Source organism: Gordonia sp. PP30 (genome assembly GCF_023100845.1).
Classification (GTDB): domain Bacteria; phylum Actinomycetota; class Actinomycetes; order Mycobacteriales; family Mycobacteriaceae; genus Gordonia.
In genome coordinates, this window is sequence record NZ_CP095864.1 from 2,818,472 (window position 1) to 2,833,588 (window position 15,117).

Sequence of the window (15,117 nt, forward strand, 5' to 3'; positions counted from 1 at the left end):
GCGGTATGAGCGGTCTCTACCCACCCCTCGAGCCGTACGCGTCCGGTCATCTCGCCGTCGGCGACGGCCAGGAGATCTACTGGGAGACCTCGGGGAATCCCGCCGGGAAGCCGGTGGTCTTCGTGCACGGCGGCCCCGGCGGCGGCACCTCCGGTGAGCAGCGCCGCTTCTTCGATCCGGAGCGCTACCGCATCGTGCTGTTCGACCAGCGCGGCTGCGGGCGGTCGCGCCCGCACATCGCCGACGCCGAGGCCGCCGGGCCGGACGCGCTCGCCGCCGCTTTGGCGGCGAACAACACCGCCGCCCTGATCGGCGATCTGGAGAAGCTGCGCACGCACCTCGGTATCGACCGCTGGCAGGTCTTCGGCGGATCGTGGGGGTCGACGCTGGGCCTGGCCTACGCGCAAACCCACCCGGATCGGGTGACCGAACTGGTGTTGCGCGGCATCTTCCTGCTGCGTCGCAGCGAGATCGACTGGTACTACAACGGCGGCGCGGCGCACCTGTTCCCGGACGTCTGGGAGAGCTATCTCGCGCCCGTGCCGGAGGACGAACGCGACGGCGACCTGGTCGCCGCCTATCACCGCATCCTGACCGGCTCGGACCGGGCGGCGGCGGCCCGCGCCGCCGCGGCCTGGACGGGCTGGGAGAACCGGACCTCGCACCTGCTGCCGCGGAGCGATTCGGGCGACGGCGACCGCTTCGACCTCGCCTTCGCTACCATCGAGAATCACTACTTCGTTCACGGCGGCTTCCTCGACGAGGGCCAGTTGCTGTCGAATATCGGGGCGCTGCAAGACATTCCGGGGGTCATCGTGCAGGGACGGTACGACGTCGTCTGTCCGATGCGCAGCGCCTGGGATCTGCACCGCGCCTGGCCGCAGGCGCGCTTCGTCGTCGTCGACGATGCCGGACACGCATCGTTCGAGCCCGGGATCGCCGCGCAACTGGTCGCGGCGACCGACCACTTCGCCAAGGAGGCACCTCGTTGAACCCCCGCGCCGAGATCATCGAAGTGGAGTGCAAGTTCGACGTCGACGCCGGGCTGCCGGCCCCCGACCTGAGCGTGCTGGTCCCGGGCGGCCGGGCCGGCGAGCCCCAGCAGTACGAGCTGGTGGCGACCTACCTCGACACCCCCGCCCACGACCTCGCCGCGCATCGCATCACGCTGCGGCGCCGCACCGGCGGCACCGACAGCGGCTGGCATCTCAAGCGGCCGGCCGGCGGCGACGCCCGGCGGGAACTGCAGGTCGACTTCTCCGAGGCGCCCGCCGACGGGCCGGTCCCCGCGGCCATCGCGAGCGCCGTGCTGGCGATCGTGCGCGACCGGCCGCTGATCCCGGTCGCCGAGATCAGCACCGCGCGCACGGTCACCGTCGTGTACGACGAGGACGGCGACTCGCTCGCCGAGTTCTGCGAGGACCGCGTCCTCTCGCACGCGCACCAGTCGCAGGTCACCAAGGAGTGGGCCGAGTGGGAGTTCGAGCTCACCGGCGGTGACACGCGCCTGCTCAAGAAGGCCCGTTCGCTGCTCCGCGGCGCCGGTGCGCGCCCGGCGTCGAGCGTCTCCAAACTGGCCCGCGCCATCGGCTCCGAACCGCGCAACCACAAGCCGGCCAAGCTCGCCAAGCACCCGACGGGCCTCGATCTCGTGGTGCATTCCCTTGCCACACACCGGGATTCGCTACTGCACTGGGATCCTCTGGTCCGCGAGAACGCATGGGACGCCGTGCACCAGATGCGGGTGACCGCCCGGAAGCTGCGATCGGTGCTGACGTCGTTCCCGACGGTGCTCGACTCGGAGTCCGTCGCGGGGCTCTCCGAGGAGTTGCGCGCACTCGGCGAGGTGCTGGGCGAGGCGCGCGACCGCGAGGTGCAGCTGGAGATCAACGCCGGGCTCCTCGACTCGGAGAACGATCCGCCCGCCGACCTGCGCGTCGCGCTGATCGACGACGAACTGGTCCGCCAGCAGCGCTCCCTCCGGTCGCTGCGGTACGCGCTGTCGACCCGCCGGTACCTGCAACTGCTCGACACCCTCGACGCGCTGATCGCGAATCCGGCCCCCGGCCCCGATGCCGACCGCGGCGCGGAGAAGGTCGCGATGGAGGGCATCGAGCACGCCGCCAAACGGATGCACAAGGCCGAGAAGAAGCTCGACGACTTCGACGAGTGGTCCGAGGAGTGGGTGGAGCAGGTGCACCGCATCCGCAAGCGCGCCAAGGCCGTCCGGTACACCGCCGACGCCGGCAAGCCGCTGGGCCTGAAGAAGGCGGCGAAGGCCGCCGCGGAGGCCGCCGGCGTGCAGACCCATCTGGGCGATTTCAACGATACGGTCGTCAATCGCGAGAATCTGCAGAAGGTCGTGGCCGTCCCCGGCCTCTCGTCCCGCGCGGTCTTCGTGCTCGGCCGGCTGGATGCCCGGGAGGAAGAGCGCGGCCGCCGCGCCGTCCAGGCATTCCTCGACGAGCGCCCTTAGCCGGCTGAGCCGCCACCGAGCCCCTTAGCCGGCTGAGCCGCCACCGAGCCCCTTAGCCGGCTGAGCCGCCACCGAGCCCCTTAGCCGGCTGAGCCGCCACCGAGCCCCTTAGCCGGCTGAGCCGCCACCGAGCCCCCTGGGGCGAGGTGGCGAGTCGAAGCCCCCCCGCTAAACGACGGTGAACTCGACGGTTCCGCCGTCCGGGTCGGCGGCGGTCACCTCGACCGTGCAGCACTGACCGGCACCGGGCGCCCCGGAGCAGGGTGCGATGATCGCGGGCGATTCGATGAAGATCTCCGCTTCCTTGCGGCCGTTCGCCTCGCGCATCACCGTGGCCTCGAAACGCGCGCCGAGCTGGTCGGCGAGCACCACCGCCTCGGCCAGATCGACACTCCGCCGCGCCGCCGTCGCCGCGACCGTGTCCGCGCCGCTCATGACCTTGCCGAGCCCGGGCAGCGCCGCACTCACCCAGCCGGGCACCGGTGCCCCCGAGGTCACCGCGAGACAGACCTCGGTGGCGTGGCGGTCGGCGAGCCGGCGCAGCGGCGCGGTGACGTGCGCGTAGATCCCGCCGACTCCGGCGTGCGCCAGCGTGTCGTCGTCCACCTGCTCCCCCGGCGTGAGCGCGCGGTAGCCGGCGCCGCGCATCAGGCGGGCCCCGGCGCTCATCAGGGCGAGAGTGGTGGGTGCGTCGGGCGCGAGACCGGCGAGGAACTGTCCGGGCGTGGCGCCGTCCGGCCACGGGACGCCCAGGCTGCCGGCCACGGCCCGCAGTTCGTCCACGGCCCCGGCCGTCGCCGCGGGCAGCGTGCGGAAGAAGCCGGTTCCGGCGTCGCGCATGAGCGTGCCCGCACACATTCCGACCAGCAGCGACACCTGGGCGTTCCAGCCGTCAACGGGCGTCCGCGGCGCCAGCGCGAGTGTCCAGGCGCGGGGGCTGGCCCCGGTGTTGGGCAGCACCTCCTGGTCGGGCAGATTCAGCGAGACCGCGCCGCGCGCCAGCGTCCACGACTCGCGGACGCGCCCGAAGTCGGCGAGCGCCGCCACGGCCGGATGCACCGAGCCCGCCGCGACGTCGGCGGCCACCCCGGCGTAGTCGAGGCGGGCGCGCGAACGCACCGTCGCCCGTTCCACCGCGGTGTGCAGCACGTCGCCGCCGGGGCCGACGCGCACCGTCCAGAGCACGGCGGGCCGGTCCTGATCGGGCAGCAACGACCCCGCGCCCTCGGACAGCACGCGCGGATGCAGCGGAACGTTGCCGTCCGGGAAGTACACGGTCTCGCCGCGGCGGGTGCTTTCGGCGTCGAGTGCTCCCCCGGGTTCCACCAGGGCGGCGACGTCGGCGATCGCGTAGTGCACCAGGAAGCCGTCGTCGTCGCGCACCACGCGCAGCGCCTGGTCCAGATCCATCGAGCCGGGCGGGTCGATGGTGACCAATTCCAGGTCGCGGCGGTCGGCGCGGTCGTCCGCGTGCCGGTCGGCCGCCGCGGCGGCCTCCGCGGTCACGTCGGCCGGGAACTCGGCGGCCAGTCCGAGTTCGGCGCGGAGCCGGTCGAAGTCGAGCGCGGGTGCGCGCAGCCGCCACTGGGTCGTCATCGTCGTCTCCACTCTCACCGGCCGGTGACCTCATCCCTCGATGGGGTCTTCCACACGAAGTCCGAGTTCGGCCGCGCCCCGCGGCAGGCTCGCATCGTGTGTGACGACGATCATGTCACTGCCACAAGCCAGTGCCTCTTCTCGAGGGCGCGAACGAGCCGGCCTGTAAGCCGGATCCTGTCCCGGCCGGTGAGGCCGGGGGCGACCATCCATCTGGGCACACCGTCGCCGGGTGCCTCGAGCAGCCAACCCGCGAGCTCGGACGAGCAGTCCTCATCGCTCGCGCACCCGCACCGCCGCGAAGCGGTGCGGACTTCGGCCTTGCTCCGGGTGGGGTTTACCGAGCCGCCGCGATCACTCGCGGCGCTGGTGCGCTCTTACCGCACCGTTTCACCCTTACCCGCCGCACGCGGCGGGCGGTCTGTTCTCTGTGGCACTGTCCCGCGGATCACTCCGGGTTGCCGTTAGCAACCACCCTGCTCTTCGGAGTCCGGACTTTCCTCGACTCGCGCCTGCGCGGTGCCCCGCGTGGTTCGCTCGCCGCGGCCGCCCGGCCGGCTCGTTCGCGTCCTACAGACTACTGCAGGTGCGCGGTGTCGTTGACCAGGCGGACGACCGATCCGCCGTCCGGGTAGTACTCGGCGATCGACAGCGAGGCCAGATCGAGATGCAGACGGAACAGCAGTTCCGGTCCGACGTGCAAGGCGTCGCGCAGCAGCGTCTTGATCGGCGTGACATGGCTGACCGCGAGTACCCGGGCACCCGGGTACGACGCGATCAGGTCCGCCTTCGTCGCGGCGAGCCGCTCGGCGACCCGCGCGAAGCTCTCCCCGCCGGGCGGGGCCACCTCGACGTCGCCCAGCCATTCCCGGTGCAGTTCCGGATCACGCTGCGCCGCCTCGCGGAAGGTCAGTCCCTCCCAGGCCCCGAAATCGGTTTCGATCAGCCCGTCGTGCACGACGACCTCCAGACCCAGCCGGTCGGCGACCGCCTGCGCGGTGGCCCGGGCGCGGCGCAGCGGCGAGGACACGATCACCTCGATGCCGCCCTGCCGCCCGAGCCGGCCGGCCGCGGCGTCCGCCTGCGCGCGGCCGAGGTCGGTGAGTTCGGGGTCGCCGTGACCGGAGTAGCGGCGATCCACCGAGAGCGCCGTCTGACCGTGCCGCAGCAACAGCAGACGCGTCGGTTCGCGGACCTGTCCCTGCCAGCTGGGCGCCGTCCCGCCGCTCGTCACTTCCGCCCCGCCGGCTGTCCCCGCTCCGCCGTCCGTCACCGCGGTGCCTGCGGCGACGGCAGCCCGGACTGCTCGGTGCGCACGACGATCGCGTTGCACTCCTCGCAGCGGACCACCTCGTCCTCGGCCGCCGCGGCGATCGCGGCGAGGGCACGCGGATCCAGTTCCATCCGGCATGCGCCGCAGCGGCGCTGCCGGAGCAGCCCGGCGCCGACCTTGCCCTGATCGCGCAGCCGGTCGTAGGCGGCGAGCAGGTCGTCGGGCAGTTCCCGGGCCACCGCGTCACGGCGGTGCAGGAACTCGGTGATCTCGTTCTCGGTGACCGCCATCGCCTGGTCACGGGCGGTCCGCGCCTGTGTCCGCCGCTCCTCGAGAGCCACCACGGCGGCCTGGGCGCGGTCGCCCTCCATGCCCTGCGCCTCCTGGCGCTCCATGATCTCCAGCAGATCCGACTCCAGCACGTCGCGCCGCTTGGTCAGCCCGGTCATCTCGTGCTGCAGCTCGGCGAGCACCTTGGGCGGCAGACCGCCCGAGTCCAGCTTGGCCTGATCGCGCCGGGCGTGCTCGGTCATCCCGGTCAGTTCCTTGTCGACCACGTCGTACTCGGCCTGCAGATCGGCGGCGACGGACTCGGCGCGCGTCACCTCCTCGTAGGCCGCGGCGAGTTCGACGTCGATCTCGACCAGCGCCTCGTTCTCCGGGAGATGACTCAGCCGGTGATGCGCGCGGGCGAGTTCGGCGTCGAGGTCGGCGAGATCGAGGAGTCGGCGCTGATGCGCGGGCGCGGCTTTCATGCGTTCCACCTTCTCATCTTCCGGCCCGGGTCACGCCGGTACCACGGTGAACGGGTCGGTCGGCGGCAGGTAAACCGTTGCCGGGCAACCGATCCGGGCCAGTTGTTCGACGGCGCTGACGCACCAGGGGAACTCGGTGGCCCAGTGCCCGGCGTCGATCAGCGCGGGGCTGCCGGCGCGCAGCGCCTCGTCGACCACGTGATGCCGCAGATCCCCGGTGAGGTAGACGTCGGCCCCGGCCGCGGTCGCCGCACCGATCAGCGAGTCGCCCGCGCCGCCGCAGACCGCCACGGTCGTGATCAGCGCGCCCGGGTCGCCGGCCGCGCGGATCCCCCAGGCAGCCCGCGGCAGCACCCTCGCCGCATGCGAAACGAACTCGCGCAGCGGCATCGGCTCGGCGAGGGTGCCGACCCGGCCGAGCCCGATGTCGCTGCCGATCGGGGCCTGCGCGAACACGTCGAACGCCGGCTCCTCGTAGGGATGCGCGGCGCGCAGGGCCGCCAGCACCGTCGCCCGCAGTCCCTTCGGCGCGACCATCTCGAGGCGTTCCTCGTCGACGCGGGTCAGGTCGCCCACCGCGCCGATCGCCGGGCTGGCCCCGTCGGCCGGCCGGAACTGGCCGGTGCCGACCACGCTCCAGAGGCAGTCGGTGTAGTCGCCGAGCGCCCCGGCGCCGGCGTTGAACATCGCCTCGGCCACCTGCTCGGCGCTGCCCTCAGGGACCATCACCACCCATTTGTCCAGGGGCGCGACCGGTTCGGGTTCCAGCGGCACGGTGTCGCGCACACCGAGGACGTCGGCCAGCGCATCGGAGACGCCGCCGCGGACCTTGTCGGCGTTGGTGTGCGCCGAATAGAGCGCGCATCCGCCCCGGATCAGCTGGTGGATCAGGCGGCCCTTCGCCGTGTCGGCGGCCACCGAGTCGACCCCGCGCATCAGGAGTGGATGGTGCGCGACGATCAGGTCGGCGCCGGACTCCAGCGCCTCGCCGACCACCCCGTCGGTCACGTCGACGCAGACCAGCGCCGACCGCACCGGATCGTCGGGGTCACCGCAGACCAGGCCCACCGCATCCCACGGTTCGGCCAGCCGCGGCGGATACGCCGCGTCGAGTCCGGCGACCACCTGTCGCAGGGTCGGCATCATCGGTGTGCTCCCGTCGTCGTGGCGGCCGCCGCCGTCCGGGCGGCCTCCCGGGATGCATCCTCCCAGGCGGCCAGCAACGCGGTCACCCGCCCGGGCGGCCGCACCGCCAGACGCAGGTATTGCGGTCCCAGCCCGGTGAAGTTGGCGCAGCTGCGGACGGCGCATCCCCGCGTCCGCAGCGCCGCCTTGAGACCGAGACCGTCGGGCACCTCGACCAGTACGTACGGGGCGCGCGGTATCCCGGGCACCGTGATCCCGTGCGCCCGCAGACGCTCCACCATCGCGGCCCGGTCGGCGGCGATCGCGGCGGCCAGTCCCGCGGCGTGCGCCTGGCCGCGCGGGCCGAGGCATTCGGCGAGCGCGACGAGCGCGAGGGTGCCGAGCGGCCAGTGCCGCCGCCCGGCCGTCAGCCGCGCGATCACCTCCGGCGCGGCCAGCAGATAGCCGACCCGCAGCCCGGCCAGCCCGAAGGTCTTGGTCGCCGAGCGGATCACGATCACTCCACTCGGCAGGCCGTCGGCCAGCGACTGCGGTTCACGGCGCCCGTCGTCGCCGAGAGTCAGGTCGGCGAAGGCCTCGTCGACCACCACCAGCCGGCCCGGCCGGATCAGCGCCTCGAGGTCGCTGCGCGGATGCAGCACCGACGTGGGATTGGTCGGATTGCCGACGATCACCAGGTCGGCGTCGTCCGGCACCAGCGATGCGTCGAGCCGCCACGGCGGCGGCAGCACCACCCGGCTGATCCGCGCCCCGGCCGCGCGCAGCACCCGTTCCGGTTCGGTGAACGACGGCTCGATCACCGCGACGTGCCGCGGCCGGAGCCGGGCCAGCAACTCGAAGCCCTCGGCGGCGCCGTCGAGCAGCAGGATCTCGTCGGTGCGGCGGCCGTGCAGCGCCGCTGCCGCCGCGACCGCGGCGTCCGCATCGCGGGCCGACGGATAGGCGGCGAGATCGCCGAGCCGGGCGGCCAGCACGTCCCGGACGAACGGCGGCGGCCCGGGCTGCACGTTGACGGCGAAGTCGATCAGGCCGGGCTCGGCGTCGGCGTCGCCGTGCCGCCCCGGCTCGAACAGATCCGGCAGCTCACGACCCGTCGACATACCGTGCACCCTACGTGTCACGCCGCCGCGGGCGACCGGCACCATGGGAGCCGTGATGCTGCGTACCGCCGACCCGGCCGACCCCGCGACCGTGCTCCTCGTCGATCTCGACGGCACCCTCACCGACAGCTATCCGGGGATCGCGGCGTCGTTCCGGCACGCCCTGGACGCGATGGGCGCACCCGCCCCGAGCGACGACCTCGTGGCCGGGATCGTCGGGCCGCCGATGCTCGACACCATGCGGGCCTGCGGTTTCTCCGACGACGACGCGCAGGCCGCCGTCACCGCGTACCGCGCCCGCTACGACCGGATCGGCTGGCGGGAGAACCGGGTGTACGACGGCGTGCCCGAACTGCTCGCCGATCTCACCGCGGGCGCGCGGACCCTGGCCGTGGCCACCAGCAAGAACGAGACCATCGCGCGGCGGGTTCTGGAGCACTTCGGGCTCGACCGGCACTTCGCGTTCATCGGCGGATCCAGCGACGACGGCACCCGCCGAAGCAAGGCGCAGGTCATCGCGCGCGTGCTCGGCGTACTAGAGTTGGACCCGGCGACGAACCCCGTCGTGATGATCGGTGACCGCTCCCACGACGTCGACGGAGCCGCGTCATTCGGTGTTCCCACGATCGCGGTGGGTTGGGGTTACGCTCGTCCGGGGGAGGTCGACGAAGCCACGTGGACCGTGCAGACGGTCCCGCAACTGCGCGAGGTACTCGGTGTCCGATAGCCCTGACCGGCTGCATGTCTGTTTCATCTGTACCGGCAACATCTGCCGGTCGCCCATGGCGGCGGCGATCTTCGCCAAGGCGATCGACGATGCCGGGCTGACCGATGAGGTGCAGGTGACCAGCGCGGGCACCGGTGGATGGCACGTCGGCGAGCCGGCCGACAACCGCGCCCGCACCGAACTTCTGGCCCACGGCTACCCCGACAATCACGTGGCCGCCCAGCTCGATCCGGAGCATCTCTCGGCCGATCTGCTGGTCGCGCTCGACTCCAGCCATGTCAAAGAGCTGACCCGTAAGCGCCTCGGCGAGCGCGTCCGATTGCTGCGCAGCTTCGACCCCGGAGCCGACGGCGGCGACGTCCCCGATCCGTACTACGGCTCGCCGGAGGATTTCGCCGACGTGCGTGCGCAGATCGAGGACGCGGTCCCCGGGCTGCTCGCCTGGGTGCACGCCACCCTGGCCGAACGGGGCTGAGGAAGCCTCCTCGCCTATTCTGGACGGCGTGCACCTGCTGCGAACCTTCCTGCGGCCCGGATGGCTACTCGCCGCCGTCCTGGTGGCCGCGTTCGCCGCCGCGTGCTTTCTGATCCTTGCGCCCTGGCAACTCGGGAAGAACACCGCGACGCAGCACCGGAACGACCTGATCCAGACCGCCGCCAAGACCGCGGCCGTGCCCCTTGACCGGTTGGTGCCGGCCGGAGGCGTGCTGCCCACCGGCCACGAGTGGCGCGAGGTGACCCTCACCGGCCGCTACCTGACGGACAAGCAGATCGAGGTGCGGCTGCGCGTCGTCGACGAGCGACCTGCCGTGGAGGTCGTGACACCGTTCCAGCTCACCGGCTCCGAGCGCATCGTGCTCGTCGACCGCGGCTACGTCCGGCCCGACTCGGCCGGCCGGACCCAGATCCCCGCTCCGCCGTCGGGCGAGGTGACGCTGCACGCCCGCCTGCGCAGATCCGAGGCCACCAGTCCGGGCAAGGGCCCCAAGGTGGAGGGCGGCACGCTCACCGCGTACACCATCGACACCGCCGCACTGTCCGCCGCGGACGGCACCCCGCTCGATCCGTTCTACGTGCAGCTCACCGACCATCAGCCCGGCGGGCTCGGCACCATCGACCTGCCGCAGCTCGAATCCGGCCCGTATCTCTCGTATGGGCTGCAGTGGCTCGCCTTCGGTATCATGGCGCCGCTCGGCATCGGCTACTTCGTCTGGGCCGAGGTGAAGCACCGCCGCGCCCTCGCCCGGAAGCAGGAGAACGGCGAGGTGGTGGACGACACCCCGGCCGAGGACGGCCGGGGCGCGGAGCGACGACGGATCCGCGACGAACTCCGCGAAGCGAGCGCACCCGGGACCGCCGACCCGCGCGTCGACGTCGAGATCGGCGGGGGCGTGGCCGTCGACAGCCACGAGGACGACGTGCGCGCCAAGCTCGCCCAGCGCTACGGGCGCTGATCCCGGGCGAGCGTCTTCTCTCGAACGCGGGGTACGGGCGGTCAGGTGTCGGCCAGATGCGCGCGGACCCGTGCCAGCCGGTCCGCAATCGGCCGCAGCGCGGGATCGGTGGGTGCCACCGCCTCACCGCTGCGCCCACCCTCACCGGCGTGCCGGATGTCGGCGGCGAGCGCCGCGCTCTCCGGTTCGTCGGGCGGGACGTCATCGGCCACCCGGTCCGTCGCGTACGCCGTCACCGAATCCGCCAGCACCTGCGCGGCGTCCACCGCCGGAATCCAGGCCCCGGCGACCGTATCGGCCGGTGGCGGTTCGGCGAGCGCGCGCTCCAGCCGCGTCTGGAGATCGGACATCGCGCGCGTGGCCGCCCGCCGGGCGGCGACGAGTTCGGAGTGCCGGTCCGCGGCCGGCCCGGCGTCGTCCGGTACCGCCGTGCCCGCCACCCGCAGGTGCGCCGCGATGCCGGCCATGGCCTGGGCGAAGGTCTCGGCGACCCAGGCCCGCCGCGAATGCGGCCAGATCAGGTAGCCGAAGACGATCACGATCGCCCCACCGATCGCCGTCGCCGCGATCCGCTCCCACGAGAAGTTGCCGCCATCGCCCGGGGTGATCACGTCGACCAGGAAGATCACGATCGGGGTGATGGCCAGAGCCTGCAGCGCGTACGACTTCATCATGAGCCACGGCACCAGCGCCGCGAACGCCGCGATGAGGATGCCGAGCCCGACCCCCTTGGGCACCACCAGCAGCAAGAGCGAGGCGAGGGCGACGGCCACGACGGTGCCGATCACCCGCAGAATCGCCCGGGCGAACACCGAACCGAAGTCCGGCTTCATCACCATGCAGACGGTCAGTGGAACCCAGAACCAGTGGCCGTACGGGAAGTACTCCCTGGCCGCGACGGCGATGCCGTAGCAGAGTGCGAGGCGAGCGGCCGCCAGCACCACTTCGCGCCCGATACCGCCGGAGACCAGTCGTTCGTGCCGCGCCCCGGCGGGCCGCTTCCGGGGCCGCAGCGCGTCGGCGAGCTCGTCGATCCGGGTCGAGAGGAGCGCCGCGCCCCGGCTCGACCCGGCGACCGCCGGTTCCGTCGCGGGCTCGCCGGCATCTGCGGACCGGCCGGCGGCGACCTCGGCGGCGAGTGCTCGCAGGCGCCGCTCGGCGATCTCGGCGGCCGCCGGATCGCGGTCGCCGATCAGGAAGGCCTGCACTCGTTCGGCGGCCCCGGTCACGCCGTCGTCGAGCGTCCACGACCCGGCCGAGCCTGCGGTGCGCACCGAGAACTCGGCGACGCGGGTGGTCGCCGCCCGCAGCGCCGCGGTGGCCCGGCCCCGCGCGGCCGCGGTGCGGTCGCCGCCCTCGGCGAGATCGTCGTGCCGGGCCCGCGCGAGATCGGCGAGGGCGGTGAGCATCGGCACCAGCACGGCGCGCTGCGGGCGCGCCGGGACCAACAGCATCTCGATCCCCAGCAGGGCGGCGTAGAGGACGCCGCCCGCGAAGTACAGGCCGATCGGCTCCCACCAGTCGATCCCCTTGACCCCGAGCGCGATGCTGGCGACCAGGAGGAATTGCATTCCGCCGACCGAGAACGCCGGGCCCAGTCCGGCGATCACACCCATCAGGAAGGCGAGCAGCGCCGCCAGGACCACCAGGGCGGCGATCGGCGCGTCCTGGATGAAGCCGAGCAGGTAGCCGGCGGCGGCGATCGGCGTGGAGATCGCGATGATCGTGAAATTGAGACGGTAGGTGCCCTCGCGTTCGCCGGCCGCGAGCAACAGCGTCGCCAGTCCGATCCACATCGCCGTGATCAGGTGGCCGGTCAGCGAGCCCACGATGAACGGGCCGCCGACGGCGACCGCCGAACGGATCGAATGCCCCAGCGGAAACTCGGCGCGGCGTATCCGCAACATCTCGACGATCCAGTCCGCGGGGCGGACCCGTCCCGGGGAGATCGGAGTCTGGCCCACACTGCTCCTGTCATCGAGCGCACCGCGCCCGCGCGGTTCCGGCCGCCCGATCATGTCACAGCGTGTGCCCGGTCTGCGCGCTATGTCACAGACCGACTGCTCCGCGCGGATCGCGCTCCCACCGCGAGCACCGCGCTCGCCACCTGCACCCGGCGCGACAACCGCACCGCCGCGCGCAGGTCCGCGGCGCGCGGTGCGGGGCCGTCGCCCAGTACCGGCCGCTGCTCCGCGCCGTGCGCGTACACCGTCAGCCCGCCGAGAGAGATGCCGAGCGCCCCGGCGAAGGCGGCCTCGATGATGCCCGCGTTGGGGCTCGGATGCCGGTGGGCGTCCCGGCGGACCGCCCGCGCGGTGCGCACCGGATGCCCGCTCAGCAGTCCGGCGAGCACCGCGGCGAGCCGGGCCGGCACCAGATTCGCGAGGTCGTCGGTGCGCGCCGCGGCCCAGCCGAAACGCAGGTACCGGGGCGACCGGTAGCCGATCATCGCGTCGAGCGTATTGACCGCGCGATATCCGAGCAGGCCGGGCGCCCCGGCGATCGCACCCCAGAACAGCGGTGCGACGGTCGCATCGGGGGTGTTCTCGGCGATCGACTCCACCGCGGCGCGACAGATCCCCGCCTCGTCGAGCAGGCTCGGGTCGCGGCCGACCAGGCTCGGCAGGATGGCGCGGGCACCGTCGAGGTCGCCGTCGTCGAGCGCGTCGGCGATCCGCCCGCCCACCCGGCAGAGCGAGGTGCCGCCGAGCGCGGAGAAGGTGGCCGCCGCGGTCCCGGCCGGATCGGCCACCGCGGCGAGGCGGCCCACGGCCGTCGCGGCGGTGATCCAGAACGCGGCGAACACCGCTCCCGCGGGCCGGGTGTCGCGGTAGCACCGGCGTTCACCGGCGGCCACGGCGCCGCCGAAGAGGGCCACCGGGTGCCCGCGGCGCGGATCACCGAAAGCGAGATCCGCCGCGGCGCCGATCGCCAGTCCCAGGGCCTCGCCGTCACGTCTGCGCACGCGGCGATGGTACCGGCACCCGACCGCTAGAATCGGCATCCGATGGCCCACACACCCGCCCCCGAAGCCGGCAGCTTCGAGATCTCCACCGGCACCGCCGAACTCACCCGCGACGGGGTCGGCGGCTGGCTGCTGACCGTGAACGGTGCGCAGAGCAGTCACGTCGACCCGTTCGACGCCGCCAACCTGGAATTCGAGTACATGCGGCAGATGGCCGCGGCCATCGACGACGCACATCCCGCCCGCGACGCGCCGCTGCGGGTGCTGCACCTGGGGGCCGCCGCGTGCGCACTCCCCCGCGCCCTCGCGCACCGCTACCCCAAGTCCCGGCACGTCGCCGTCGAGATCGACGCCGAACTGGCCCGGCTGGCCCGCGAATGGTTCGACCTGCCGCGCGCACCCCGCCTGCGCATCCGGGTCGGCGACGCGCGGGAGGTGGTCGAGTCGCTGACCGAGGGCACCCGCGACATCGTGATCCGCGATGCCTTCGCCGAGTCGCTCACCCCGGCGCACCTGAAGACCGTGGAGTTCACCGCCGCGGTACGCCGGGTGCTGGCGCCGGGCGGCCTCTACCTGGCGAACTGCGGTGACCGTCGCGATCTGGTCTCGGCGCGCGGCGAGGTCGCCACCGTCCGCGAGGTCTTCGCCGAGGTGGCCCTGATCTCCGATCCGGCGATGCTGAAGGGCCGCCGAAGCGGGAACATCGTCGTGGTGGCGAGCGACGGCCCGCTCCCCGGCTCCGCCGAGCTGCAGCGACTGCTGCGCAGCGACCCGGAACCGTCACGCCTGGTGACAGGCGACGACGTGGCCGCCTTCGCCCGCAGCGCCGCGCCCCTGCGCGATTAGGAGATTGCCAGGCCGTAGCACGGTCCAGGAACCTGCTGAACAATGGCCGCGATCGCCTACAGCAGCCCGTTGAGCCGGAACGGAGCGCTAGCGGAGTTCCGTGTCGAAACGCCGCCACATGCACTGGGACACAACGACTTCCAGCCACATGAGGATGGGTTTCGACACGGCTCCTCGCTGCGCTCGTCACCGGCTCAACCAGCTGGCAGAGGCAAACATCCTGATTCTTCAGCAGTCTCCTAGATGCTCGATTCCGGGGTTCGCGATCTCCGGTGGTGCGTGATCGGCCGGCCGCGGTGCGGATCGTCTCCCGCCGCGCCTGCGTGACACCCGTGCTCTGCCCGCAACACCATGTTGACAACCAGTGGGCGGGAGTCGCTTCGGACCCGGGTGTCGTGCAGGCGATCGGGCTGTCGCGCGGCCGAGGACCGCTTCCCGCCACCGATCGTGAACCACCGGCTCGGTGACACCGCCGGACCGCGGGGACCGGTACCGACTCCGGCGTCGAACTCCTCCTCGAACAGCATCTGGCAGTCTGACCACCGCACGGTGGCCAGGCCGCCAGGGCATGCACGGTCACCGAGCCCGACCATCCACCGGACACGGACCTCACGGCCCATCGAGTCCAGACCCCCACGCGCCGACGGCCGCCGAGCCACGAAGCAGCGCGTCAGTACACAAGCAGCGTTCGCGAGCGCTGCTTCTGCCCGCGAACGCTGCCACGCCCGTCGCCGACACCGGGAATCACTCATCCGGGCGGTGTGACAAATGGCTTCTGC

The 15,117-nt window shown here is 72.7% G+C and carries 12 protein-coding genes, 1 other RNA gene and 1 pseudogene; 6 read left to right on the plus strand and 8 right to left on the minus strand.

Features of this window, described 5'->3' with window-relative positions; genetic code table 11:
- The first annotated feature begins 5 nt into the window (after positions 1-5).
- Positions 6-992, plus strand: a complete 987-nt coding sequence (gene pip / locus MYK68_RS13025; RefSeq protein ID WP_247864111.1) for a prolyl aminopeptidase — start codon at positions 6-8, stop codon at positions 990-992.
- Positions 989-2,476: a CYTH and CHAD domain-containing protein gene (locus MYK68_RS13030; protein WP_247864112.1), complete on the plus strand. Its 1,488-nt coding sequence runs from the start codon at positions 989-991 to the stop codon at positions 2,474-2,476. Before pip ends, MYK68_RS13030 begins: the two co-directional genes overlap by 4 nt.
- A 168-nt stretch (positions 2,477-2,644) precedes the next feature.
- Here MYK68_RS13030 and MYK68_RS13035 read toward each other — a convergent pair whose 3' ends face one another.
- The 6 genes and pseudogenes from MYK68_RS13035 to cobC all read right to left on the minus strand — a co-directional run bounded on the left by MYK68_RS13035 (position 2,645) and on the right by cobC (position 8,346).
- Entirely contained in the window at positions 2,645-4,072 is a 1,428-nt protein-coding gene (locus tag MYK68_RS13035) for an RNB domain-containing ribonuclease (protein ID WP_247864113.1), read from the minus strand.
- 150 nt (positions 4,073-4,222) lie between these two features.
- Positions 4,223-4,634: RNase P RNA component class A (gene rnpB / locus MYK68_RS13040), an RNA gene on the minus strand.
- Between the two features lie 15 nt (positions 4,635-4,649).
- A pseudogene (locus MYK68_RS13045) lies at positions 4,650-5,396 on the minus strand (bifunctional RNase H/acid phosphatase); the annotation flags it as partial.
- Positions 5,342-6,100, minus strand: a complete 759-nt coding sequence (locus MYK68_RS13050; protein ID WP_247864115.1) for a zinc ribbon domain-containing protein — start codon at positions 6,098-6,100, stop codon at positions 5,342-5,344. The pseudogene MYK68_RS13045 and the gene MYK68_RS13050, both read right to left, overlap by 55 nt.
- 30 nt (positions 6,101-6,130) lie before the next feature.
- A complete protein-coding gene (locus MYK68_RS13055) occupies positions 6,131-7,246 on the minus strand; it encodes a Nif3-like dinuclear metal center hexameric protein (protein ID WP_247864116.1) in 1,116 nt (371 codons plus the stop codon).
- Positions 7,243-8,346, minus strand: a complete 1,104-nt coding sequence (gene cobC / locus MYK68_RS13060) for an Rv2231c family histidinol phosphate aminotransferase CobC (RefSeq protein ID WP_247864117.1) — start codon at positions 8,344-8,346, stop codon at positions 7,243-7,245. Before cobC ends, MYK68_RS13055 begins: the two co-directional genes overlap by 4 nt.
- A gap of 55 nt (positions 8,347-8,401) precedes the next feature.
- On the opposite strand from cobC, the gene MYK68_RS13065 reads away from it, so the two are divergent.
- Genes MYK68_RS13065 through MYK68_RS13075 form a run of 3 tightly spaced genes read left to right on the plus strand, consistent with a single transcriptional unit; the run spans position 8,402 to position 10,527 of the window.
- Complete coding sequence (locus MYK68_RS13065) at positions 8,402-9,073, plus strand: HAD hydrolase-like protein (protein ID WP_247868052.1); 672 nt, start codon at positions 8,402-8,404, stop codon at positions 9,071-9,073.
- A 55-nt stretch (positions 9,074-9,128) separates the two neighbouring features.
- Positions 9,129-9,548, plus strand: a complete 420-nt coding sequence (locus tag MYK68_RS13070) for a low molecular weight protein-tyrosine-phosphatase (RefSeq protein ID WP_247868053.1) — start codon at positions 9,129-9,131, stop codon at positions 9,546-9,548.
- A gap of 28 nt (positions 9,549-9,576) precedes the next feature.
- A complete protein-coding gene (locus MYK68_RS13075) occupies positions 9,577-10,527 on the plus strand; it encodes an SURF1 family cytochrome oxidase biogenesis protein (protein WP_247864118.1) in 951 nt (316 codons plus the stop codon).
- A 41-nt stretch (positions 10,528-10,568) separates the two neighbouring features.
- Here the strand turns inward: MYK68_RS13075 and MYK68_RS13080 are convergent, their stop codons facing one another.
- A complete protein-coding gene (locus tag MYK68_RS13080; protein ID WP_247864119.1) occupies positions 10,569-12,491 on the minus strand; it encodes an FUSC family protein in 1,923 nt (640 codons plus the stop codon).
- An 80-nt stretch (positions 12,492-12,571) separates the two neighbouring features.
- Positions 12,572-13,531 (minus strand): cobalamin biosynthesis protein, encoded by a 960-nt coding sequence (locus MYK68_RS13085; protein WP_502798252.1) that lies wholly within the window; start codon positions 13,529-13,531, stop codon positions 12,572-12,574.
- 3 nt (positions 13,532-13,534) lie between these two features.
- Between MYK68_RS13085 and MYK68_RS13090 the strand changes: the two genes are divergently transcribed.
- Positions 13,535-14,338: a spermidine synthase gene (locus MYK68_RS13090; RefSeq protein ID WP_247864121.1), complete on the plus strand. Its 804-nt coding sequence runs from the start codon at positions 13,535-13,537 to the stop codon at positions 14,336-14,338.
- The last annotated feature ends 779 nt before the right edge of the window (positions 14,339-15,117 follow it).

Bases quoted from the DNA above. Each gene is read 5' to 3' on its own strand.
- pip (WP_247864111.1), top strand. From the start codon at position 6: ATGAGCGGTCTCTACCCACCCCTCGAGCCGTACGCGTCCGGTCATCTC.
- MYK68_RS13085 (WP_502798252.1), bottom strand. From the start codon at position 13,531: ATGCCGATTCTAGCGGTCGGGTGCCGGTACCATCGCCGCGTGCGCAGA.
- MYK68_RS13065 (WP_247868052.1), top strand. From the start codon at position 8,402: ATGCTGCGTACCGCCGACCCGGCCGACCCCGCGACCGTGCTCCTCGTC.
- cobC (WP_247864117.1), bottom strand. From the start codon at position 8,346: ATGTCGACGGGTCGTGAGCTGCCGGATCTGTTCGAGCCGGGGCGGCAC.
- MYK68_RS13050 (WP_247864115.1), bottom strand. From the start codon at position 6,100: ATGAAAGCCGCGCCCGCGCATCAGCGCCGACTCCTCGATCTCGCCGAC.
- MYK68_RS13070 (WP_247868053.1), top strand. From the start codon at position 9,129: ATGGCGGCGGCGATCTTCGCCAAGGCGATCGACGATGCCGGGCTGACC.
- MYK68_RS13035 (WP_247864113.1), bottom strand. From the start codon at position 4,072: ATGACGACCCAGTGGCGGCTGCGCGCACCCGCGCTCGACTTCGACCGG.
- MYK68_RS13090 (WP_247864121.1), top strand. From the start codon at position 13,535: ATGGCCCACACACCCGCCCCCGAAGCCGGCAGCTTCGAGATCTCCACC.
- MYK68_RS13055 (WP_247864116.1), bottom strand. From the start codon at position 7,246: ATGATGCCGACCCTGCGACAGGTGGTCGCCGGACTCGACGCGGCGTAT.